17 protein-coding genes are annotated in these 23,036 nt (G+C 74.3%); 10 read left to right on the forward strand and 7 right to left on the reverse strand.

Features of this window, described 5'->3' with window-relative positions; genetic code table 11:
- Positions 1 to 38 precede the first annotated feature (38 nt).
- Together IN07_RS15240 and IN07_RS15245 are read right to left on the reverse strand one after the other, a co-directional pair.
- Entirely contained in the window at positions 39 to 2,711 is a 2,673-nt protein-coding gene (locus IN07_RS15240; RefSeq protein WP_036337020.1) for a bifunctional acetate--CoA ligase family protein/GNAT family N-acetyltransferase, read from the reverse strand.
- Between the two features lie 84 nt (positions 2,712 to 2,795).
- Positions 2,796 to 3,980 carry an acetoin utilization protein AcuC gene (locus tag IN07_RS15245; RefSeq protein WP_036337022.1) on the reverse strand — a complete coding sequence of 395 codons (1,185 nt, stop codon included), beginning with the start codon at positions 3,978 to 3,980 and terminating at the stop codon, positions 2,796 to 2,798.
- Between the two features lie 195 nt (positions 3,981 to 4,175).
- On the opposite strand from IN07_RS15245, the gene IN07_RS15250 reads away from it, so the two are divergent.
- Both IN07_RS15250 and IN07_RS15255 read left to right on the forward strand, forming a co-directional pair.
- Complete coding sequence (locus IN07_RS15250) at positions 4,176 to 4,895, forward strand: metal-dependent transcriptional regulator (RefSeq protein ID WP_036337024.1); 720 nt, start codon at positions 4,176 to 4,178, stop codon at positions 4,893 to 4,895.
- A 92-nt stretch (positions 4,896 to 4,987) separates the two neighbouring features.
- Positions 4,988 to 7,084 (forward strand): S9 family peptidase, encoded by a 2,097-nt coding sequence (locus IN07_RS15255; RefSeq protein WP_036337026.1) that lies wholly within the window; start codon positions 4,988 to 4,990, stop codon positions 7,082 to 7,084.
- A gap of 29 nt (positions 7,085 to 7,113) precedes the next feature.
- Here the strand turns inward: IN07_RS15255 and IN07_RS15260 are convergent, their stop codons facing one another.
- Together IN07_RS15260 and IN07_RS15265 are read right to left on the reverse strand one after the other, a co-directional pair.
- A complete protein-coding gene (locus IN07_RS15260; protein WP_036337028.1) occupies positions 7,114 to 8,214 on the reverse strand; it encodes a DUF4192 domain-containing protein in 1,101 nt (366 codons plus the stop codon).
- A gap of 152 nt (positions 8,215 to 8,366) precedes the next feature.
- Complete coding sequence (locus IN07_RS15265; protein WP_036337226.1) at positions 8,367 to 8,660, reverse strand: Dabb family protein; 294 nt, start codon at positions 8,658 to 8,660, stop codon at positions 8,367 to 8,369.
- A gap of 64 nt (positions 8,661 to 8,724) precedes the next feature.
- Here IN07_RS15265 and IN07_RS15270 point away from each other — a divergent pair, with 64 nt between their 5' ends.
- Genes IN07_RS15270 through IN07_RS15290 form a run of 5 tightly spaced genes read left to right on the forward strand, consistent with a single transcriptional unit; the run spans position 8,725 to position 13,641 of the window.
- Positions 8,725 to 9,999, forward strand: coding sequence for a glycosyltransferase family 4 protein (locus tag IN07_RS15270; RefSeq protein WP_197058494.1), 1,275 nt, complete (start codon positions 8,725 to 8,727; stop codon positions 9,997 to 9,999).
- Positions 9,993 to 10,751 (forward strand): class I SAM-dependent methyltransferase, encoded by a 759-nt coding sequence (locus IN07_RS15275; protein ID WP_036337030.1) that lies wholly within the window; start codon positions 9,993 to 9,995, stop codon positions 10,749 to 10,751. Before IN07_RS15270 ends, IN07_RS15275 begins: the two co-directional genes overlap by 7 nt.
- Positions 10,744 to 11,811, forward strand: a complete 1,068-nt coding sequence (locus tag IN07_RS15280; RefSeq protein WP_036337031.1) for a prenyltransferase/squalene oxidase repeat-containing protein — start codon at positions 10,744 to 10,746, stop codon at positions 11,809 to 11,811. Before IN07_RS15275 ends, IN07_RS15280 begins: the two co-directional genes overlap by 8 nt.
- 46 nt (positions 11,812 to 11,857) lie before the next feature.
- Positions 11,858 to 12,709: a glycosyltransferase family 2 protein gene (locus tag IN07_RS15285; RefSeq protein WP_081975440.1), complete on the forward strand. Its 852-nt coding sequence runs from the start codon at positions 11,858 to 11,860 to the stop codon at positions 12,707 to 12,709.
- Positions 12,706 to 13,641 (forward strand): glycosyltransferase family 2 protein, encoded by a 936-nt coding sequence (locus IN07_RS15290; protein WP_036337034.1) that lies wholly within the window; start codon positions 12,706 to 12,708, stop codon positions 13,639 to 13,641. Before IN07_RS15285 ends, IN07_RS15290 begins: the two co-directional genes overlap by 4 nt.
- 16 nt (positions 13,642 to 13,657) lie before the next feature.
- Here IN07_RS15290 and IN07_RS15295 read toward each other — a convergent pair whose 3' ends face one another.
- Both IN07_RS15295 and IN07_RS15300 read right to left on the reverse strand, forming a co-directional pair.
- A complete protein-coding gene (locus tag IN07_RS15295) occupies positions 13,658 to 14,266 on the reverse strand; it encodes a TPM domain-containing protein (RefSeq protein WP_036337036.1) in 609 nt (202 codons plus the stop codon).
- Positions 14,267 to 14,491: 225 nt separating this feature from the next.
- A complete protein-coding gene (locus IN07_RS15300; protein WP_156119214.1) occupies positions 14,492 to 15,229 on the reverse strand; it encodes a 4'-phosphopantetheinyl transferase family protein in 738 nt (245 codons plus the stop codon).
- Positions 15,230 to 15,448: 219 nt separating this feature from the next.
- Between IN07_RS15300 and IN07_RS15305 the strand changes: the two genes are divergently transcribed.
- Genes IN07_RS15305 through IN07_RS15315 form a run of 3 tightly spaced genes read left to right on the forward strand, consistent with a single transcriptional unit; the run spans position 15,449 to position 21,707 of the window.
- Positions 15,449 to 19,630: a Pls/PosA family non-ribosomal peptide synthetase gene (locus tag IN07_RS15305; RefSeq protein ID WP_197058496.1), complete on the forward strand. Its 4,182-nt coding sequence runs from the start codon at positions 15,449 to 15,451 to the stop codon at positions 19,628 to 19,630.
- Between the two features lie 2 nt (positions 19,631 to 19,632).
- Positions 19,633 to 20,985: a heparan-alpha-glucosaminide N-acetyltransferase domain-containing protein gene (locus tag IN07_RS15310; RefSeq protein WP_052091312.1), complete on the forward strand. Its 1,353-nt coding sequence runs from the start codon at positions 19,633 to 19,635 to the stop codon at positions 20,983 to 20,985.
- Positions 20,986 to 20,987: 2 nt separating this feature from the next.
- Complete coding sequence (locus tag IN07_RS15315) at positions 20,988 to 21,707, forward strand: BPL-N domain-containing protein (protein ID WP_197058497.1); 720 nt, start codon at positions 20,988 to 20,990, stop codon at positions 21,705 to 21,707.
- A gap of 87 nt (positions 21,708 to 21,794) precedes the next feature.
- On the opposite strand, the gene IN07_RS25335 is transcribed toward IN07_RS15315, so the two are convergent.
- The gene (locus IN07_RS25335) at positions 21,795 to 22,841 is read right to left on the reverse strand and encodes a hypothetical protein (protein ID WP_156119215.1); all 1,047 of its coding nucleotides are present in this window, start codon (positions 22,839 to 22,841) and stop codon (positions 21,795 to 21,797) included.
- Positions 22,842 to 23,036 lie beyond the last annotated feature (195 nt).

Genomic DNA, 23,036 nt, shown 5'->3' on the forward strand with positions numbered 1-23,036 from the left:
AGAGCCCGCCACCCCCTCGGGGCGGCGGGCTCTCGTGCTCACACGCCGGGGCGGAACATGCGGCGGGGGCCGGCGTCCACCCGTGCCGTCGGCTGGCCGATCCGGACGGTCGCACCGGCGACCACCAGGGACCGGCCACCGTGCCAGGCATCCGCGGGGCCGACGATCACCGGCTCCAGAGTCAGTGACAGCACCTCGGGCAGGTCGTCGCCGACCCGGGCGACCCGCAGCAGCAGGTCCTCCAGCGCAGCGGTGTCGACCGGCGTGCTCCCTCGGTAGCCGTTCAGCAGCGGCCAGGCCCGCGGCTCGCGGACCAGCTCGGCGGCGTCCAGGTCGGTCAGCGGCAGGGTGCGGTAGGCCCGGTCGCCGAGCAGGTCGGTGGCGACCCCGCCCACCCCGAAGCTCACCAGCGCACCGAAGGACGGATCGTCGACGATGTCGACCACGGTGGCCACCCCCGGAGCCGACTGCTCCTGGACGATGACCGGGTCACCGGCCGGGATGGCGGCGAACGCGCTGCGCACGTCCTCGGCGTCGGCCAGGTCGAACCGCATGCCGCCGAGGTCGCGGCGGTCCCGCAGCCACGGCGCCGTCGACTTCAGCACCACCGGGTAGCCGATCTCCTCGGCGGCGGCGACGGCCGCCTCGACGTCCTCGACCCGGCGCGTGCCCAGCATCGGCACCCCGTAGGCGCCCAGCAGTGCCATCGTCTCCTCGTCGGAGAGGGCACGACCCTCCGGTGCCGCGCCGAGCGCGGACTCGACCACCTCCCGGGCGGCCGCCTCGTCGATGCCGCCGAGCTCGGGGACGACGCCGAGGGGCCGCCGGCGCCAGCGGGCGTACTCGCTGATCTTCGCCAGCGCCATGACCGCACGCTCGGGGGTGGAGAACGACGGCACCGAGCCACGGCCCGGCATGCCGTGCTCGTCCCGGACGACCAGCTCGGCGGGGATCCCCTCGGTGGACAGGAAGTTGGCCACCAGCGGCTTCTCCGCCGTGCGGGAGACCTCGCGGAGGACCCGGCCGAAGGGCTGCTCGCCCTGCAGCAGCGGCGGCAGGAAGACCGCGACCACCGAGTCGACGCCCTCGTCGTCCAGCGCGGCCTGCAGCGCGGCCCGGAAGTCCTCCGGCGCGGCCTGGGTGCCGATGTCGACGGGCCGCTCGTGGGCCAGCTCCAGCCCCTGCTCCAGGACGGCGTCGGCGACGAGCACCCCCATGGCGGTGGAGTTGCCGACGATGGCGACCCGGTCGCCGGCCGGCAGCGGCTGGTGGGCCAGCAGCGTGCCGACGTCGAAGAGCTGGGCGAGCGTCTCGACCCGGATGACGCCGGCGGAGGCGAACAGCGCGGCCACCGACTGCTCGGGGACGGCGACGCTGGTACCGGCCAGCCCGGCGGTCATGCCCACGTGCCGGCCGCTCTTGACCGCCACCACCGGCTTCGTGCGGCCGACCCCGCGCGCGAGCCGGGCGAACTTGCGCGGGTTGCCGAAGCTCTCCAGGTGCAGCAGCACGACCTCGGTGCCGGGGTCGCTCGCCCAGTACTGGAGCATGTCGTTGCCGCTGACGTCGGCCCGGTTGCCCGCGGAGACGAAGCTGGACAGCCCGATCCCCCGGGCCCGGGCGCGCTCCAGCAGCGCGACGCCCAGCGCACCGGACTGGGCGAAGAAGCCCACCCTCCCGCGGCCGGGGACGTCGGGGGCCAGGCTGGCGTTGAGCCGCACGTCCGGGTCGGTGTTCACGATCCCCAGGCAGTTGGGGCCGACCACCCGCATCCCGGACGCGCGCGCCGAGGCGACCAGGGCGCGCTCGGCGGCCCGCCCCTCGAGCCCGGTCTCCCCGAAGCCACCGGAGATGACCACCAGTCCGTGCACGTTCTTGCGCCGGCAGGCCTCGACCACCGCGGCCACCTCGTCGGCCGGCACGGCCAGGACCGCCAGGTCGACGTCGTCGGGGATGGCCTCGATGGAGGCGTGCGCCGGCACCCCGCGGACGTGCCGCACCGCCGGGTTCACCGGGTAGATCGGCCCGTCGAACCCGTACTCGAGCAGGTTGTGCAGCACCGCGTGGCCGACCTTGGCCGGGTCGTTGCTGGCGCCGACGACGGCCACCGAGCCCGGGTTGAGCAGCCGGCCGATGGAGCGGGACTCGCTGCGCTGCTCGCGCTCGTGCGCCACCGCGAGGGACTGCTCGGTGGGGGCGATCGGGAAGGTCAGGTGCACGACGCCGTCCTCGTAGGACCGCTTGGCCGAGTACCCGGCGTCGAGGAAGACCCGCACCATCTGGCTGTTCTGGCTGAGCACCTCCGCGACGAACCGCTTGATCCCCCGCTCCCGGGCGGCCGCCGCCAGGTGTTCCAGCAGCACCGACCCGAGCCCCCGCCGCTGGTGGGCGTCCTCGATCAGGAAGGCGACCTCGGCGTCGTCGGTGCCCGGGTAGCGGTCGTACCGGCCGACGCCGACCAGCCGGTCGCCCAGCAGCACCACGAAGGCCACCCGGGCGTCGTGGTCGACGTGGGTGAAGCGGTGCAGGTCCTTGTCCGACAGCCGCCGCATCGGTCCGAAGAACCGGTAGTAGCGGGTCTGGTCGGAGCTGCGGTCCATCAGCCCGACGATCCTGTCGGCGTCCTCGGGTGTGATCGGGCGCAGGTGCACGGTGCCGCCGTCGGCGGCGACCACGTCGGCCTCCCAGTGCGGGGGCGCAGTGCGGTTCACAGACGTCTCCTCGCTCACGGTCACCCCCTCGGCCCCTCAGCAGGGTCCCGCGGCGAGCCTGCTGAGGGGCCGAGGGGTCCTTCGTCAATCACGGGGGTCGTCCGGGTCGAGTCCGAAGTAGGGGAAGGAGGCGGTGCGGGTGCGCAGGACGGCGCGGTCGACCCGGTTCTCGGTGAACGGGTCCCAGCGGTGGAAGCCGACGTAGCCGCCCTCGGTCATCGAGCCCGGCGGCGGCGTGCGCAGGCCCCGGCGCCGGACGTCGTCCTGCCAGCTCTGCGGGATCACGGTGTCCGGCGCCAACCGGTCACCGCCGGCCTCGGCGAGGAGGTGGGTCCAGGCCCGCGGCACACAGCGGACCAGGCCGTAGCCACCGCCACCCAGGGCGATCCACCGGCCGTCGCACACCTCGTGCGCCAGGTCGTGCACGGCGCGGTAGGAGGCCCGCTGCCCGTCGACGGTCAGCCCGAGGTCGGCCAGCGGGTCCTCGTGGTGGGCGTCGCAGCCGCACTGGGTGATGAGGATCTGCGGGTCGAACGCGCGCACCACGCTGGGCACCACGGCGGTGAACGCCCGCAGCCAGCCGGAGTCGTCGGTGCCGTTGGGCAGCGCCAGGTTGACCGCGCTGCCCAGCGCCTTCCCGGGGCCTCCGGTCTCCTCGGGGAAGCCGGTGCCGGGGAAGATGGTGAGCGGGGTCTGGTGGATGCTGACGGTGAGCACCCGGGGGTCGTCGTAGAACGCGGCCTGGACGCCGTCGCCGTGGTGCACGTCGAGGTCGACGTAGGCGATCCGCTCCCAGCCCTGACCCAGCAGCCAGGCGATGGCCACCGCGGCGTCGTTGAAGACGCAGAAGCCCGAGGCCTGGTCGCGCATGGCGTGGTGGAGCCCCCCGGCGATGTTGACCGCGTGCTGGGCCCGGCCGCTGGAGACCAGCTCGGCGGCGAGCACGCTGCCGCCGGTGATCAGGGCCGCCGCCTCGTACATGCCCGGGAACACCGGGTTGTCCGGGGTGCCCAGGCCGTGGCCGGCGCCGTACGGGTCGTCCGGGGCGCGGCGGACGGCCTCCAGGTAGGCCGGGTCGTGGACGAGCGTGAGCAGCTCCGGGCCCGCCGGCTCGGGCTTGACGACCTCGATCCGGGAGGAGCCCAGGACGCCCAGGGAGTCGGCCAGCCGCATGGTCAGGTCCAACCGCACCGGGTGCATGGGGTGGTCACCGCCCATGGTGTAGCCGAGCAGGGCGTCGTCCCAGATCACGGTCACGGCGTCGCTCACGGGCGCTCCCCCCGCCGGGGCCGGCCGGGGCGCTGCGCTGCGGTGCTCCTCGTCGAGCGGGCGAGCTCCATCACCGGCCCGACGCTACCGCTGCGACCCGGGCAGCGCGCCCGCCGGACCCGAACGCAGGAGATCCGCCCGTCCAGCGGCCCGACCCTCGTAGGATCGGGGTGAACCTGACGGAGGAGTGTGGACGTGAACGACCTCATCGACACCACGGAGATGTACCTCCGGACCATCTTCGAGCTCGAGGAAGAGGGGATCGTCCCGCTGCGGGCCCGGATCGCCGAGCGCCTGCACCAGAGCGGCCCGACCGTGAGCCAGACGGTGGCCCGGATGGAGCGGGACGGCCTGCTCTCGGTCCAGGGCGACCGGCACCTCCAGCTCTCCGACGAGGGCCGGGAGCTCGCCACTGCCGTGATGCGCAAGCACCGGCTGGCCGAGTGCCTGTTGGTCGACGTCATCGGGCTCGACTACGCCGACGTGCACGAAGAGGCCTGCCGCTGGGAGCACGTGATGAGCGAGGCGGTGGAGCGCAAGCTGCTCAGCCTGCTCGGCAACCCGACGGTCTCGCCGTTCGGCAACCCGATCCCCGGCCTGGACGCCCTGGGCGGCGACACCTCGGCGGTGCTCGACGCGCTGACCCTGCTGTCGGCGACGGCGACCCCCGAGGGCCGGCAGGTCGTCGTCCGGCGGATCAGCGAGCAGCTGCAGGAGGACGCCCCGCTGCTGCGCTCGCTGGCCGACCAGGGCGTGCGGCCGGGGTCGACGGTCACCGCCACGCTGACCGACGGTGCGGTGCTGGTCGACGGCGTCGCCCTGCAGCCCGGGGTCGCCCAGCACGTCTTCGTGAGCGCGGTCGACGAGGAGCTGTCCCCGGTCGAGGCGGCCGAGGCGACCGCCGGGGTCGGCTGACCGGAGCGAGGTCGTTCGCCGGCCTCACGACCTCGCGCCCTTCTCACTAGGCTCCGGTGCGACCTGTCCGGACGCGCAGAGAGAAGGCCACGGTGAGCGACACCGCAGCTCCCCTCGAGCAGAGCGACGACACCCCGCCCAGTCCGTTCCACCGGCTCGCGGACTTCGTCGCCCTCCCCCGGCTCGGCGGCCTGGCCCTCTCCCCCGACGGCAGCCGGCTGGTCACGTCGGTGGCCACGCTGGACGCCGAGGGCAAGAAGTGGCAGTCCGCGCTCTGGGAGGTCGACCCGACCGGGCAGCGGGACGCCCGGCGGCTGACCCGCGGGGCGAGCGGTGAGTCCGCGCCGGTGTTCACCCCCGCCGGCGACCTGCTGTTCACCTCGACCCGGCCCGATCCCACCGCGGCCAAGGACGGCGGCGACCCGAAGCCCGCCCTGTGGGCGCTGCCGGCCGACGGCGGTGAGGCCCGGCTGGTGCTGCAGCGGAGCGCCGGCGTGGCCGGCGTCGCGGTCGCCGCCGACACCGGCGACGTGGTCGTCGTCGCCAGCACCATGCCCGGTGCCCCGGACGCCGAGGCCGACGAGGAGCTCCGCACCCGGCGCCAGGACGCCGGCGTCAGCGCACTGCTGCACGAGAGCTACCCGGTGCGTTACTGGGACCACGACCTGGGCCCTGCGGTGCCGCACGTGTACTGGATCGGCCAGCTGCCGGGTGAGACCGTCCCGGGCACGCCGACGGCCGCGCCGCAGTGGCGTGACCTGACCCCCGAGGCGGGCCCGCCGCTGGGCTCGGGCACCGACCTGGCCGTCTCCCCCGACGGCCGGTGGGTGGCGCGCAGCGAGGAGCTGCCCGACGGCCCGGCCGGACGACGGTCCCGGCTGGTGCTCATCGAGGTGGCGACCGGGGAGACCCGGGTCCTCGTCGACGACCCGCAGGCCGACATCTCCGCCGCCCGCTTCTCCCCCGACTCCCGGCGGGTGGTGTGCGACCGGGAGTCCGCCTCCACCTACGCCGAGCCGCCGGACCACACGCTGCTGCTGGTCGACGTCGCCAGCGCCGAGACCCGGGAGCTGACCCCCGGGTTCGACCGCTGGCCCAGCGCGCCGCAGTTCTCCGCCGACGGCACGGCCGTGTACTTCCTGGCCGACGACGACGGCCGGCACGCCGTCTTCCGGGTGGCGGCCGACGGCAACGCGCTGGAGGACACGGCCCCGGTGCGGCTGACCGACCAGGGCGCCTACAGCGACCTGCAGGTCGCCCGGGACGGCAGCGCGCTCTACGCCCTGCGCTCCGGCTACGACACCCCGCCGGTGCCGGTACGGCTGGACCCGCACGCCCCGGGGCAGGACCCGGCCGCGCTGCCGAACCCGGGCACGATCAGCAGCTTCCCCGGGACGCTGCGCGAACTGGACGCCACCGCGGCCGACGGCACCCGGGTCCAGTCGTGGCTGGTGCTCCCCGAGGGCGCCGACGCGACGGCGCCGGCGCCGCTGGCGCTGTGGGTGCACGGCGGCCCGCTGATGAGCTGGAACTCCTGGTCCTGGCGCTGGACGCCGTGGGTGCTCGCCGCCCGCGGGTACGCCGTGCTGCTGCCCAACCCGGCGCTGTCGCAGGGGTTCGGTCAGGACTTCGTCCGGCGCGGCTGGGGTGAGTGGGGCGACGCGCCGTACACCGACCTGATGGCGGCGGTGGACGCCGCGGAGGCGCTCCCGGAGATCGACCAGACCCGGACTGCCGCGATGGGCGGCTCGTTCGGCGGCTACATGGCCAACTGGATCGCCACCCAGACCGACCGCTTCCGGGCGATCGTCACCCACGCCAGCCTGTGGCACCTGGACGGGTTCGTCGGGGCGACCGACGCTGCGTACTACTGGGAGAAGGAGTTCGGCGACCCGCTGACCGAGCCGAAGCGGTACGAGCAGAACTCCCCGCACCGCTACGCCGACGCGATCCGGACGCCGATGCTGGTGATCCACGGTGACAAGGACTACCGCGTGCCGATCGGCGAGGGCCTGCGGCTCTGGTACGACCTGCAGAAGCGCGGGGTGCCGTCGAAGTTCCTGTACTTCCCGGACGAGAACCACTGGGTGCTCACGCCGGGGAACGCGGCGGTCTGGTACGAGACCGTGCTCGCCTTCCTCGCCGAGCACGTGCTGGGCGAGGAGTGGCGGCGTCCGGAGCTGATCTGAGGGCAGCGCCTCTGGGGCCAGCGCGCCGCTCACCACCGGGTGTCGAGCGGCGCGCTGGCCTGCCGGATGAGCCGGCGCATCTCGGCCGGGGCGAGACAGGCGTCCAGCGCCGAACGCAGCAACCCGGCGAAGGTGTAGCTGGGTTCGCTCCGCAGCGCTCGCTCCAGCGCGACGTTGGCCAGCGCCCCGCCGCCGCGCACCCATGCACTGACCGCCAACAGGGTCGCCGGCGCCGCGTCCAGCGGCGCCGGCGACCGACGGGTCAGCTCGGTCCACAGCGCCTCGGCGGCCGCCGCGGACTCCCCCAGCGCGAGGGTGAGGGCCCGGTCCCGCAGGTCGTGGTCGCGCAGACCCCAGGCCAGCCGGGCCACCTCGTGGTCCGACAGCCGCGCGCCGGCACCTCCGTGCTCGCCGGGGCCGGCTGCCTCGACCGCCGCCAGCACGGCCGCCCAGCCCTCCTCCACGAGGACGTCCCAGCCCAGCTCGGTCGTCCGCCGCGCCAGCGCGTCGCCCACCTCGTCACAGGCCCGGGACATCGCCTGCGCCGCCAGGAAGCCGACCGGTGCGATCCGCCGGACCAGCGCTGCCCGTTCCTCCTCCACCACCTGCCCGTCGACCACGCTGGCCACGGCGAGTTCGCTGGTGCCGGTGGGCAGCGGGGTGCCTGCCTCCGGTGCGCAGCACGCCGCCGGGCAGTCGTAGGACCACCAGCGCTCCCGCCGGACCAGCAGAGCCTGACGGAGCGGGACGTCCACGGCGTCCAGCGCCAGCACGACCTCGTGGACGAGGTCCCGGTGCGCGAGGTCCTCGGCCGGGGGCGGCTGGAGGACGTCAGGCCAGCCATCCGGGGTCGCCGGCTCGTCGGTGGCCTCGGAGACGACCACCAGCAGCGCCGCCGTCGGCCCGTCGGTGAGCAGCGAGCGCACCAGGCCGGAGACGACCTGGCTGCGGTGCTCGGGCGGCGGCAGGTCGACCCGGGCGGTGAGCCCCACCCGCTGGCCCGGCGACCCGCGCAGGCTCATCAGCACCAGCGACTCGCGCGGCCGGAAGCCGAGCAGGTGCGGCAGCGCCGCGACCACCTCCCCGGGGTCGGAGAGACGGATGGTCAGGGGCTCCTGCGGTTCGGCCATGAGCCCGACCCTGGTGCGCCCGGTGCCGATCCGGGCCGGCCGGAGCGAGGTTGTGGACGGCGGCGCCGGCTGTGGACGGCGGCCGGCAGGACGGCCACCGCCCGGCGCACCCTCCCGGCGTGCACCTCATCCCAGCGGCCGGGCTGCCGGCCTCAGACCTCGTACTGGACCGCCGACCGGCTCGCCAGGTGCGGCTTCACGTGCTCGGCGATCACCGCCAGGTGCCGGGGGTCGGCGGCGTAGGCGCGGAACGCCTCGACGTCGGGGAAGTCGGCCACCAGTGCGGTGTGCGCGTTCCCGTCCACGAGCCCGGCGTCGGGACCGACCGCGAAGGCGGTCATCCCACCGACCTCCTCGGGCAACCGGCCGAGCGCGGCGACCGTGGCCTCCCGCGTCTGCGGGGAGGTGTCCTCGGTCCAGGTGAACAGCACGACGTGGCGCAGCATGAGCGCACCCTGCCAGGCCGGTCCGGGCACGGGCCAACCGGAGCGCCCTCGTTACAGTCCGGTCATGGGACGGTCGTTGCGGGTCGCACTGCTGTCCTACCGCAGCAAGCCGCACAGCGGCGGGCAGGGCGTGTACGTCCGGGCGCTGTCGCGGGAGCTGGGCGAGCTCGGGCACCGGGTCGAGGTGCTCAGCGGCCAGCCCTATCCGGAGCTGGCCGACGGCGTGCCGCTCACCCGGGTTCCCAGCCTGGACCTCTACCGCGAGCCGGACCCGTTCCGGACCCCTCGGCCCAGCGAGTTCACCAGCGCGATCGACGTGGCCGAGTGGCTGGCCATGTGCACGGCCGGCTTCCCCGAGCCGCTGACCTTCAGCCTGCGTGCCGCCCGCCTGCTGGGCCGCCGCACCGCGGACTTCGACCTGGTGCACGACAACCAGTCGCTGGGCTACGGGTTGCTGCAGCTGCGCCGTCGAGGGCTGCCCACCGTCGCCACGGTGCACCACCCGGTCGCCATCGACCGCGACCTCGAGCTCGCCGCGGCGCCCGGCCTGCGCCGGCGGCTGACGCTGCACCGCTGGTACGGCTTCACCACCATGCAGGGCCGGGTGGCCCAACGGCTCGACGGCCTCACCACCGTCTCGGAGAGCTCCCGCCGGGACATCACCCGGCACATGGGCGTCCCGGCCGCCGACGTCGAGGTCATCCCGGTGGGCATCGACCCGGACGTGTTCCGGCCCCCGGCCGAGCCCGCCGTCCGGGAGGCCGCCCGGATCGTGGTGACGACCAGCGCCGACGTCCCGCTCAAGGGCCTGGTCCACCTGCTGGAGGCACTCGCCAAGCTGCGCACCGAGCAGGACGTGCGGCTCACCGTGGTCGGCACGGCCCGGCCCGGTGGGCCCGCGGCCGCCGCGCTGGACCGCTTGTGCCTGACCGATGCGGTCCACTTCACCGGGTCCATCCCGACCGAGGAGCTGGTACGGCTGTTGCAGACCGCCACCGTGGTGGCCATCCCGTCGCTGTACGAGGGCTTCTCGCTCCCGGCGGTCGAGGCGATGGCCTGCGGGACGCCGCTGGTGACGACCGACGCAGGTGCCCTGCCGGAGGTCGTCGGGTCGCACGCCGGGGTGCAGGTGCCGGCGGGTGACGTCGGCCGGCTGGCCGAGGCGTTGCGGCTGGTCCTGGACCACCCGTCGCTGCGTGACCAGCTGGGCCGCGCGGGGCGGGCCCGGGTGCTGAGCTCCTACACCTGGCGGCGTACCGCCGAGCGCACGGCCGAGTGGTACGGCGAGGTGCTCGACCGCCGGGCGACCTCGACCACCGGAGGAAGCCGGACGTGCTGACCGTCGACTACGACCTGCTCGACGTCCGGCCGGGCATGCGGGTGCTGGACCTGGGGTGCGGCGAGGGCCGGCACGCCTTCGAGGCCTACCGGCGCGGGGCGAGCGTCCTCGCGGTCGACTGGGGGCAGCAGGAGGTGGCCACCACCGCCCAGTGGCTGGGAGCGATCACCGCCGCCGGCGAGGCCCCGGCAGGTGCGTCCGCGGGAGTGGCCCGCGGCGACCTCCGCTGCCTGCCGGTCCCCGATGCCAGCGTCGACCGGGTGATCGCCTCCGAGGTGCTCGAGCACATCGTCGACGACCGCACGGCCCTGGCCGAGATCGCCCGGGTGCTCAAGCCCGGTGGCCGGGTCGCGGTGAGCGTGCCCCGGTACGGCCCCGAGCGGATCTGCTGGGCGCTGTCGGACGGCTACCACGCCAACGAGGGCGGGCACATCCGCATCTACCGGGGCGACCAGCTGTGGGAGCGGCTCGCCGGGGCCGGGCTGCGGCCGACCGACGCCCACCACGCCCACGCCCTGCACGCCCCGTACTGGTGGCTCAAGTGCGCGGTCGGGGTCGACCGGGACACCGCGCTCGTCCGCGGCTACCACCGGCTGCTGGTCTGGGACCTGGTGCGCCGTCCCTGGCTGACCCGAACCGCCGAACGGCTGCTGGACCCGCTTCTCGGCAAGAGCCTCGTCCTCTACGCCGACAAGCCGCCGACCGCCGCTGGTGAGGCCGCTGCCGCGCACGGGGCACTCGCGAGTGCCTGACTGCACGCCGGCGCTGCCCGAGGTCCCCGGCGTGCTCACCGCCGACCAGGTGCGCCGGACCGTGGCGGCGATCGCCGCCGAGCAGTCCGCCGACGGCGCCCTGCCGTGGTTCCGCGGTGGGCAGCTGGACGCCTGGGACTCCGTCGAGGCGGCGATGGCGCTCGATGTCGGCGGGGAGCACGAGCGGGCTCGCGCCGCCTACGACTGGCTGGCCGGGCGACAGCGCGCCGACGGCTCCTGGGCGGCCGAGTACCGGGACGGCGCCGTCGTCGCCCCGGCGGTGGAGAGCAACCACGCGGGCTACCTCGCTGTCGGGGTGTGGCACTCCTGGCTGTGCACCGGTGACGCCGGGGTGGTCGACCGGTTGTGGCCCACGGTGCGCCGGGCACTGGACCTGGTGGCGACGATGCAGCTGGCCACCGGGGCGATCAGCTGGGCGCTGCGCCCGGACGGGACGCCGGACGACACCGCCCTGCTCACCGGGAACGCGAGCCTGTTCCAGGCGCTGCGCGCCGGGATCGCGCTGGCCGACCTGGTCGGTGCGGCCCGGCCGGACTGGGAGCTGGCCGCCGAGGACCTCGGCCGGGCACTGCGGCACCAGCCCGCTGCGTTCGCCGACCGGTCGCGGTACTCGATGGACTGGTACTACCCGGTGCTGGCCGGTGCGCTCACCGGCCCGGCGGCCGAGGCGCGGCTGTCCGCCGGCTGGGACACCTTCGTCGTCCCCGGGCTCGGCGTGCGGTGCGTCGCCGACCGGCCGTGGGTGACCGGCGCGGAGACCTGCGAGCTGGCACTGGCACTCGCCGCCGCCGGCCGGCCGGCGGACGCGACGGAGCAGCTGGCCGCCATGCAGCACCTGCGGGCCGAGGACGGCTCGTACTGGACCGGCCTGGTCTACGCCGACGACGCCCGCTGGCCGGTCGAGCGCACCACCTGGACGGCGGCCGCCGTGGTGCTGGCCGCCGACGCCATCGCCGGCACCGGCCCGGCCGCCGCACTCTTCGCCGACCCGGCTGCACTGGAACTGGACCGCGCCGCGGTGACGGAGGTCCTGCGGTGACGGAGGTCCTGGGTTGACGCTCGGACCCATCGGGCACGATCACCCGGTGCGCACAGAGCCCAGGACCTCGGCGGTGACCTGCGTGGTGGCCAGCCGCAACCGCCGCGACGACCTCCTGGCCAGCCTGCCCCGACACGAGGCCCCGGTGGTGCTGGTCGACAACGCCTCCACCGACGACACGGTCGCCGCGGTGCGGGCCGCGCACCCGGAGGTCACCGTCGTCCCGCTGGACCGCAACACCGGCGCCGTCGCCCGCACCCTCGGCGTCGCCCGCGCCGGTACGCCCTTCGTCGCCTTCACCGACGACGACTCCTGGTGGGCGCCCGGCGACCTGGCGCGGGGGGTGGAGATCATGCGCGCGCACCCGCGGCTGGGGTTGCTGGCCGCCCGGATCCTGGTGGGCCCCGCCGAGGAGCTCGACCCGGTCTGCACCGAGATGGCCGACAGTCCGCTGGCCAGCGAGCCCGACCTGCCCGGCCCGTCGCTGCTCGGCTTCGTCGCCTGCGCCGCGCTGGTGCGGACCGAGGCGTTCACCGCGGTCGGCGGCTTCGACCGGGTCGTCCGCTTCCCCGGCGAGGAGGAGCGGCTGGCGCTGGACCTCGCAGCCGCCGGCTGGGGCCTGGCCTACGTCGACGAGGTCACCGTGCACCACCACCCCTCCACCCACCGGGAGCCCAGCACCACCCGGCAGGCGGGCATCTGGCGCAGCCGCGTGCTCACCGCGCTCATGCGCTACCCGCTGCGCGACGTCGCCGGCCAGCTGGTCCGGTCCGCGCGCGCCGGCCGTCCCGGCTGGCGGGGACTCGCCGGGGCGGTGCCCCGGGTCCCGGCCGCCCTGCGCAACCGGCGGGTGCTCCCCCAGCACGTGATGGCCGGCGTCCGGGAGCTGGCGTCATGACGAGCGAGCCGACCGGACCGGCGGCCTCGGACAGCGGCCGGGACCCCCGCGTCGCCGTCGTCGTCATCACCCACGACCGCCGGGACGAGCTGTTGCTGGCGCTGTCCCGGCTGCGCGACCTGCCCGAGCAGCCGCACGTGGTCGTCGTGGACAACGGCTCGAGCGACGGCACCGCCGACGCGGTGCGCACCCAACACGCGTGGGTCGAGCTGATCGCCAGCCCGGAGAACCTGGGCGCGGTCGGCCGCAACCTGGGTGTGGCCCGGCTGGACACCCCGTACGTCGCCTTCTGCGACGACGACACCTGGTGGGACCCGGGCTCGCTCCGCACCGCGGCCGACGCGCTGGACGCCCATCCGCGGCTGGCCGTGGTCACCGCCCGGATCGTGGTCGAGCCCGGCGGTGTCGAGGACCCGATCGTCGCCGAGCTGCGCGACTCCCCCGTGGTCGGCGCCGACTGGCTGCCCGGACCGGCGCTGGGCAGCTTCCTGGCCGGTGCCAGCGTGCTGCGCCGGGATGCGTTCACCGAGGTCGGCGGCTTCTCCGAGCGCCTGTGGCTGGGCGGCGAGGAGGAGCTGATGGCCGGGGACCTGGCGGCGGCCGGCTGGGAGCTCTGCTACCTGTCCACGATCGCGATCCACCACCAGGCCAGCACCGCCCGCGACCCGCACAAGCGGAGGCAGGACGGCATCCGCAACACGCTGTGGACCACGTGGCTGCGCCGCCCGTTCCGGCCCGCGCTGCGACGCACCGTGCACCTGCTGCGCACCGTCCCCCGCGACCGGGTCACCGCCCGGGGGCTGCTCGCCGCGGCCCGCGGCCTGCCCTGGGTGCTGCGTGAACGCCGGGTGCTGCCCCCGCACGCGGAGGCCCGGTTCGCTGCCCTGGAACACGCCCAGCGCAGTTCCAGCGCCCGCCGCTACGTGAGCTGAGGGACGACCCAGCCGGTCAGCTCGGCTGGGCGGGCGTGGCGTCGGACTCCCGGACGGCCGGGGAGCCGCGACGGGAGACGAGGTAGAGCGCGGTCAGCACGCCGGTCAGGACGACCACGACCACCGCCGTCCTCGCCCCCGACCACGACGGCATGGCCGGGTCGACGACGTCGGTGGACTGCAGCCCGTCGGCCAGCGCCACCACCGCGCCGGACCAGTCCCCCTCCACGACGGCGGGCTCGACGTCCTCGTCGACCAGGGTCTCGACGGCGTCCGGCTGCAGCGTCGACTCGTCCCCGATCCACCACTCGTACGCGGCCTCGTCCGTCGCGACGGCCAGCAGCACCTCCTCGGCGCCGAGCTCGGACCGCATCGCGGTCAGCTCGGCCCAGTCGGCGTCGTCGGTCGCGCCGTCGAAGGAGGGCACGAAGACGGCGGACAGGGCGATGCCGGCCTCCCGGCGGAGCTCGGCCACGGCGCGCTCGGCCGCTCGGGCGTCCGCGCCGAGGACGCCGGCCTCGTCCGTGATCGGTGCATCGACCGCCATCGGCTGCTCGGCCATCGCGATCCCTGCGGGCAACGACCCGGTGATCAGGACGACCAACAACGCGATGCGCGTGCGCACACACACTCCCTCTGGATCGATGGGACGGACACCTGCGGGGCCGACGACCTCCGCGGCTCGGGGACGTCCGCCGACGAGGCCATTCCCCTGTCGGCGAGCTTGATCGAATGCGGACCGCGCTGCAGCGAATGGTCGTCCAATTCGCGAACACGCGGGGCGCCCGCGCAATTGCGTCATTGATCAGTGACGACCAGTGAGCGAGATGTTCCGGGAATGTGCCCGTGCTCACTCAACCCCGCACTGGCCTTTCCGGTGCGCCGTGGCCAGCTCGGTGGACGAACGGACCGCGGGGACGCCCGCCCCCGCGACGGCCACCAGCGCCCGTCGCGTCGGGTCGCGCCAGTCGACCAGGCGCAGGCCGCGGTACCGGCTCACCGAGCGTCCGGCCCGGTGGTGGCGCTCGACCACCCGCGACAGGTCGATCCGGTCCACCTGGTCCAGCGGCGCCACCCCGGCCTTCACCAGGCACTCCTTGCGGACCCAGTGGCGGAGGGCGAGCAGGGAGGGGTCCGGCACCGAGCGCAGCTGCCACTGCTCGGCCGGGGCGAGCCCGGGGAACCGCCCGACCACGGACCCGTCCGGCGGGAACGTCTCGACGTCCACCCCGACCGGGTGCCATGACGCAGCCGCCACCACGGCACCACGGCTGTGCCCCCAGCTGATGTGGACGTCCGGGGACCCCGCGATCGAGGGGCGCCCGTGCCCCGCCGTCCCACAGTCGGCACACCACTGGTGCACGGCCAGGTCGGCCACCGGCCGTCCGCTGAGCGCAGCGGCGCACCGGCGGACCAGCAGGTGTGCGGCGACGTAGGCGGCCCGATCCGCCGGGTCGTGCAGGGACGCGCTGCGCTGCCGTTCGGCGGCGCCGAGCAGGCCGACATCGGCGTTCGCGAGGACCTCGGCGGGGGTGGCCACCACGACCAGGGGTCGCCGAGCAGGTGCCCGGCGCATGAGAGCGAACACCAGTCCCCTTCCCGGCCGGCACGTCGGCGCCGCGGCGTGTGCTGTGACTGTACGAACACGTTCAATTGCGCAAAGAATTGATCTTCACATTCGTGTTTGAGGAAGTTGAACGCTCAGGAATTGGTCGAACACAGCGAGTCAGGACCGCAGAAACAAATGTGAGTTCACCCGGAATGAGTGGCGGGAGCCTGTGCTTCTCCCTAGCGTCGGACGAAATTCTTGATTGTCAACTTTGAGAGCGAGTCGATGGCGACGGAGAGCGACAGCCGGGACTTCATCCCAGGCTTCACCACCCCCAGAGAACCGGCAGCCGACTCCTCGACCCGACGCTTCTCCTTCGCCGGCAACGTCGCGGGGGCTCCGCCCCGACCGCAGCAGGACACGACCCGGCTGTCCCAGTACTTCGAGCGGACCTGCGACGAGCGCCCCTCGGCGACGGCGCTGGAGTGCGACGGCGAGCGACTGAGCTACGCCGACCTGGACCAGCGGGCCAACCGGCTGGCGAACCACCTGCTCGGCCTCGGCGTGCGGTCCGGCGTCCGGGTCGGCATCCTGCTGGACCGCTCGGTCAACACCTACGTCGCCCTGCTCGCGGTGACCAAGACCGAGGCGACCTTCGTGCCGATCGACCCGGCGGCGCCGGCGGACCGGGTGCAGTTCATCGCCGAGGACTCCGACCTCGGCCTGGTGGTCACGACCACCTCCTTCGCCGCGACCTGCAGCGGGGTGCCCTGCCCGCCGTTGTTCCTGGACGAGCTGGGCGGCGATCTCGCGGCCGCCCCGAGCTGGCGCCCCGACCTCGAGACCGGCGGCGACCCGGTCGCCTACATCATCTACACCTCGGGTTCCAGCGGCCGCCCCAAGGGCGTCGAGATCGCCCAGTCGAGCATCTGCAACTTCATCGGCATCGTCCCGGTCCTGTACGGCGTCGAGCCGAGCGACCGGGTCTACCAGGGCATGACGATCGCCTTCGACTTCTCCATCGAGGAGATCTGGCCGACCTGGGCGGTGGGCGCGACCCTCGTCGCCGGGCCCACCGACGGGCGCCGGGTGGGTTCGGGGCTGGCCGACTTCCTGGCCGAGCAGGAGATCACGATGATCTACTGCGTCCCCACCGTGCTGGCCACCCTCGACCGCACCCTCCCGCTGATCCGCACGGTGAACGTCGGCGGCGAGGCCTGCCCGCGTGAGCTCGTCGACCGGTGGGGCCCCGGCCGCCGGATCCTCAACACCTACGGGCCGACGGAGACCACGGTCACCTGCACGATGGCCGAGCTGTACCCCGGCAAGCCGGTGACGATCGGGCGACCGCTGCCCACCTACCGCGTCACCCTGCTGGACGACGAGCGCCGGCCGGTGGCCAACGGCGAGGTCGGCGAGATCTGCGTCGGCGGCCCCGGGGTGGCCCTCGGGTACGTCAACCGCCCCGACCTGACCGCCGATCGCTTCCTCCCCGACCCGCACGGCTTCCCCGGCGAGCGGCTCTACCGCACCGGTGACCTGGGGCGCTTCCTCCCCGACGGCGAGCTGGAGTACCTCGGCCGCGCAGACAGCGAGGTCAAGGTCCGCGGCCACCGCGTCGACCTCCAGGAGATCGAGGGGATGCTGCTGCAGCACGACCGGGTCACCGCCGCGGTCGTCACGCTGCTGGAGGCGCCGGAGACCGGCGGAGAGCTCGCCGCCTACGTGATCCCCCGCCCTGGGGACGATGCCGAGGGCCTCGTCACCGAGCTGCACGACCTGGTCCTGGAGCAGCTGCCGCCCTACATGGTCCCGGCCTTCCTCGACGTCGTCTCGACCATCCCGATGCTGCCGAGCGGCAAGGCCGACCGGAAGGCGCTGCCGGAGCCCCGGGGCCCGCGCCTGATGCGGGACACCGGTGCGCACGTGCCCCCGGACTCCCCCACCGAGGCGTGGGTGGCCGGCATCTGGGAGGAAGCGTTCGGTCTGCCCGGCGGATCGGTGTCGGTGGAGGCCAACTTCTTCGACGCGCTGGGTGGCCACTCGCTGCTCGCCGCGCGGATCATCTCCACGATGCGCTCCAGCGACCTGGGCGCCGGTCTCTCCATCCTCGAGCTCTACCGGCACCCGACGGTCCGTTCGCTCGCCGCGCACCTGGAGGAGGACGCCCGGGCCGGTGAGGCCGTCGCCGAGCCGCACCTGCGCCGCCCGGTGCAGTCCTCCCGCCGCCGGGTCGCCGCCTTCGGCAGCGCCCAGCTCGCCACCTTCTACGGCATCGTCCTGCTCTTCCTGTTCCCGGCCGCGGTGGTCTACGCAGTGAACGACGGGGAGCCCTCGGTCGCCCTCGTGCTCCAGCTCGCCCTCGCACTGCCGGCGTTCTTCCTCGTCGTCCGCTGGGTGCTGCCGGTCGTCGGCTCCCGGCTGCTCTCCCGTGGCCTGCAGCCCGGTGACCACCCGCTGTGGAGCTGGACCCACCTGCGGGTCTGGACGATCCAGAAGCTGATGGTGATCTCCCCCCTCACGGTCCTGAGCGGATCGCCGTGGGCGGCCACCTACCTGCGCCTGGCCGGAGCACGGATCGACGACGACTGCCACATCGGGACGTCGGAGATCAGCCTCCCGGCGATGCTGGACGTGGGCCCCGGGGCGACCCTCGGCTACGGCACCCAGCTGCACGGCCACCGCATCGCCGACGGCGTCCTCTCCCTCGGGGTCGTCTCCGTGGGTGCCGGGGCGACCCTCGGCTCGCAGTCGCTGCTGGAGGCCGGCTCGGCGGTCGAGGACGGCGGCGTGCTGCGCGAGCAGTCGCTGCTGCCCGCCGGTCAGGTCGTCCCCGCCGGGGCGACCTGGGCCGGGTCACCGGCCCAGGCCTCGACCGAGCCGACCGACCCGGTGCTCGCGCTGATGACCGGCTGCACCGCGGCACCGACCACCTGGTCGCGTCAGCTGCGGACCGGCTTCGCCGCCGGCATCGGGCTCCTGGAGCTGCTGCCCTTCCTCGTGCTGCTGCCGGTGGTGGCGCTGGTCTGGTGGGTGCTGCTCACCTTCGGGCTGGGCGCCGCCATCCTCGCCACCGCGCTGTCGGGGCCGGTCTTCGTGGCGGCCTCCTGCGCGCTCATCCTGGGCTCCCGTCGGCTCGCCCTGACGGAGACACCGCCCGGCGTGCACCACGTGCGCTCCAAGCTCGGGCTGGAGAAGTGGCTGGGCGACAAGCTCCTCGAGATGAGCCTGATGCTCAACAACAGCATGTACGCGACGCTGTACACCTCCATCTGGCTGCGGGCCATGGGCACCAAGGTCGGCCGTGGCGCCGAGGTCTCCACGATCGCCAACATCGACCCCGACCTGCTCACCCTCGGCGAGGGCAGCTTCGTCGCCGACATGGCCAGCGTCGGCAGCGCCACCTACGCCAACGGGCACGTGGCCTTCCAGGTCACCGAGGTCGGCGCCCGCGCCTTCGTCGGCAACGCCGCCTTCATCCCCTCCGGTTCACACCTGGGCGAGGGCTCGCTGATCGGCGTGCGCAGCGTGCCGCCGACCACCGGCGTCGAGGCGAACAGCTCCTGGCTGGGTTCCCCACCGATCAACCTGCCGCGCCGGGAGATGTTCGAGGAGTACACCGAGGCGGAGACCTTCACGCCCAGCCGCCGACGGGTCCGCGCTCGGTACGCCATCGAGTTCCTGCGGATCGTGCTGCCCAGCTCGATCCTCGCGTTGGCGATGTTCGCGACGCTGTACGGGGTCTCCCTGCTCGCGGCGAACCAGAACGCGTTCGTCACCGTGGTGGTGGCACCGCTGATCGCGCTGCTGTCCAGCCTCACCGTCGTGGTGGCGGTGGCCCTGCTCAAGTGGGCCATGGTCGGCCGGTACAAGCCGCGGGTCCGTCCCCTGTGGAGCGGGTTCGTGCGTCGCACCGAGTTCGTCACCGGCATCTACGAGGCGGCCGCCGTCCCGGCGCTGCTGACCTGGCTGACCGGCACCCCGCTGCTCGGCCCGCTGCTGCGGCTCTACGGGGCGAAGATCGGCCGGCGGACGCTGATCGACACCACCTACCTCACCGAGTTCGACCTGGTGACCCTGGGCGACGACGTCTCCGTGGGGACCAACGCCTCGCTGCAGACCCACCTGTTCGAGGACCGGGTCATGAAGATGGACCACGTCGTCATCCGGGACCGGGCCAGCGTCGGGGACAAGTCCGTGGTCCTCTACGGCTCGATCATCGAGGCGGACGCCACGCTCGCCGACCTCTCCCTGGTGATGAAGGGCGAGGTGCTGCCCGCCGGCACCGCGTGGAGCGGCATCCCCGCCCAGAAGGTCGGCCGCGCCCCGGCCAGCACGCTGCCGGTGCGGGACGACCCATCTCTCGACAGCCCGGCGGTCGACAACCCGACAACGGAGAGCCGTCAGCTCAGCACCGCGTCGAACAGCCGGGAGGTGTGACCGTGTCGCAGACCAGCGCGCACCAGAACATCGTGGCTCCGCTGCCGCCGGAGGTCCCGACGGCGACGGCAGCGGCTCTGCCGCACAGCTGTGCCCCCACGCAGCCGGGTGACGTCGCCGGCACCCCGGCCGAGGGCACCCCTGCAGGTCCGCCGGCCGCGGCGCCCCGGCGCCCGAAGGCACGCCTGGTCGGGATCGACGCCGCCCGCGGTGTCGCCCTGGTGGGCATGATGTCGGTCCACCTGATCCCCGCGGCCACCGCCGACGGGGACGTGTCCTGGGCCTGGCTGCTGTCCAACGGCAAGGCCTCGGCGTTGTTCGCCCTGCTCGCCGGCGTCGGCATCGCCTTCTCCACCGGTGGGCACCGGCCGCCGAGTGGCCTGGCCTGGCGGGCCGGCGCACTGTCGCTGCTGACCCGCGCCGTGATCATCGCGGCGATCGGCCTCGCGCTCGGCTACGTCGTCGGCACGGACGACGCCGCGGTGATCCTCGCCTACTACGGCGTGCTCTTCGCTCTCGCCATCCCCTTCCTGCGGCTCTCCACCCGCGGCCTGGTGGTGGCGGCCGCGATCGCGGCGCTCGTCATGCCGCTGGTCAGCTACGGGCTCCGCAGTGAGATGACGCCGGTCGCCGAGGTCAACCCGACGCTGACCGACCTGGTCACCGACCCGCTGGGGCTGCTGTCCCGGCTGACCCTCACCGGGGTGTTCCCCGCCCTGGTCTGGATCGCCTACCTGCTGGCCGGCATGGCAGTGGGTCGGGCGGTGCTCGCCTCGCGGCGGGTCGTCGGCCAGCTCACCCTCATCGGCCTGGGGCTCGCACTCGCCTCGAGCCTGCTGTCGATGCTGCTGCTGACCGCCGGCGGCCTGGGCAGCCGGCTGCGCGTGGACGCGCTGCAGACCATGGACTTCGAGCTCTACCAGGACACGTTGACCTGGGGGCCGTCCGGGGCGACGCCCACCAACAGCCCGTGGTGGCTGGCGGCCACGGCACCGCACAGCGGCAGCCCGCTCGACCTGGCCTTCACCATCGGGGTGGCGCTGGCGGTGCTGGGCGCGTGCCTGCTGCTCGGCCGGGGCCTGCAGCCGCTGCTGCGGCCGCTGGCCGCCGCCGGCAGCATGACGCTGACCCTCTACAGCGTCCACCTGCTGCTGGTCGCCGCACCGCTGCCCCGCGGCGTCCTCAACCTCATCGTGCAGGTCGCCGTCCTGGTGGGCTTCGCCCTGGTCTGGAACCGGAGCCACCTGCGCGGGCCCCTGGAGGAGCTCGTCTGGCGGGTCACCGACGCCGTGCGCCGGAAGGTGCTCGGGTCGTCGGGCGCCCACCGGGCGCCGGCCGCCACGACCGGCAGCTGATCGTGTTCGGGCGTGGCGTGTTCGGGCGGGGCGGTGACCGGCGGCTGGCGCTGGTCTACCGGGGCCCGGCCTCCACGGCCGGGTGCCCGGAGGCGGTGGCCGGTGCGCTGGCGCGGAGCCGGTGGGACCTCGACGTCCGGTACGTCGGGCCCAAGGAGCGCCTCGCGCTGGAGCCGGCGGTGCTCGCCTCCGCCGTCCTGTACGCCCAGCCCGGCGGTGGCGAGCTGGACAGGGCCTGGCGCAAGCTCCGCCGCCAGGCCCCGGCGGTCCGTGACTACGTCGCCGGTGGGGGCCGCTACCTGGGCTTCTGCCTGGGCGGCTACCTCGCCGGAGAGACACCCGGTTTCGGGCTCCTGCCCGGGGACACCGACCAGTTCATCGCCTCCCCGGGCGCGTGGCCGACGCACACCGACGACACGGTCGCCACCGTGATCTGGGACGGCCGCCGCCGCGAGGTGTTCTTCCAGGACGGCGCCTGGTTCGATCTCGACCCCGCCCGGGGGCCGGCCGAGGTGCTGGCCACCTACGAGAACGGGCTGCCCGCCGCGGTGGTCGCGCCCTTCGGTGCCGGTGCGGTCGGCGTCGTGGGGCCGCACCCGGAGGCGACGCCGGACTGGTTCACCGACTGTGGCCTGCCCGTGCCAGCGGACCTCCGGGCCGACCTCACCCAGGACCTCGTCGACCGGGTGATGCAGCTGGGTCAGCTCGCCCCGGCCCACTGAGCACGACGGGCACAGCACACAGGCCACCGCGGGGAGCTCGAGCTCCCTGCGGTGGCCTGTGTCGTGCGGCGTGGTCGGAGCCGCCGCTCAGCCCTCGTCGAGGAAGCCGGCCACGATGGTGCCGAACTGGCCGTTCCGGCTGTGGCCGACCCCGGCGGGGGCGACCAGTCGGGTGTCGAGGCCCTGGGCCGCGTACCACCGCTCCCCGGCCTGCGCACCGTAGGGACCGGACAGCGCGTTGAACCCGCCGCCGGCGCCGGTGTCCAGGGCGCCGGTGTCCCAGCGCAGCGCGACCTTCCCCTTCACGTCCGCGGGGATGGTGGCCCGACCGGCCGGTGCGCCACCGCCGCCGATCGCGATGACCCCGCCGCCGCCGGACCACAGCGCCGGGTGGGCGGGGAAGACGAAGCGGGTCGCCGCCTGCGCACCGGACGAGTAGCCGGAGAACCACAGCTCACCGGCGCCGTACTGGGCCTTCGTCTCGGCGATCAGCGCCGCCAGGTACTTCGCGTACCCGGCCGCGTCCCCCCGCTCCCAGCACTGGCAGGAACGGTTCGGGCTGAACGGCGCCACGAGCACCATGTTGCGCGCCTTGGCCACGGCGGCGAGCCCGCTCGACCCGCCGATCGCGTAGGACTGGGTCGGGTTCTCGACGCCGTACTCGCCGGTGCCGTCGGCGTACACGAGCAGGCCGATCGGCTTCGCGGGGTCGATGCCCTCGGCGAAGACCCGGTAGTCCGCGGTGTACCCCGCGGCGCTGAAGGACGTCGTCCGGTTGGTCAGCGGCCCGGTGGGAGCCGACTTCGTCGGGGCGGTGGCGACCGGGGCAGGAGCGGGAGCCGGGGCCGGGGCCGGTGCCGGGGCGGGCGCCGGAGCCGGGGCGGGCGCCGGAGCCGGGGCGGGTGCCGGTGCGGGAGCGGGAGCCGGGGCGGGAGCGGGAGCCGGTGCCGGGGCGGTCGCCGTGGGCGCCGGCTTCTGCGTGCCCCGACGTGCCCGCTCGGAGTGCCGCGCAGGCTTCTCGGCTCGGGCGGCCTCGACCTGGACCTCGGTCTCCGCCTGCGGCTGGACGTTGCTCACCGGCGACGCGACGGGCGAGCTGTCAGCGACGCTGGTGGCCCCGAACGTGGCGGTCACGCACAGGAAGGCGGCGGCGATGCCCGTCCGCGCACGCCGGCCGCTGCAGGTGGTGAGAGCGGACAGGAAGCGGCGGCCATGGCCACTCCGGGTGTGACGTCTGGACAAGAAGAGACCCCTTCGAGCGTCCGTCACCTGGGGTGCGGACGGTGTGCGGTGATTACGGAACTGATCGTTACACGCACTTTGTGCATC

This window comes from Modestobacter caceresii (assembly GCF_000761485.1).
Lineage (GTDB): Bacteria > Actinomycetota > Actinomycetes > Mycobacteriales > Geodermatophilaceae > Modestobacter > Modestobacter caceresii.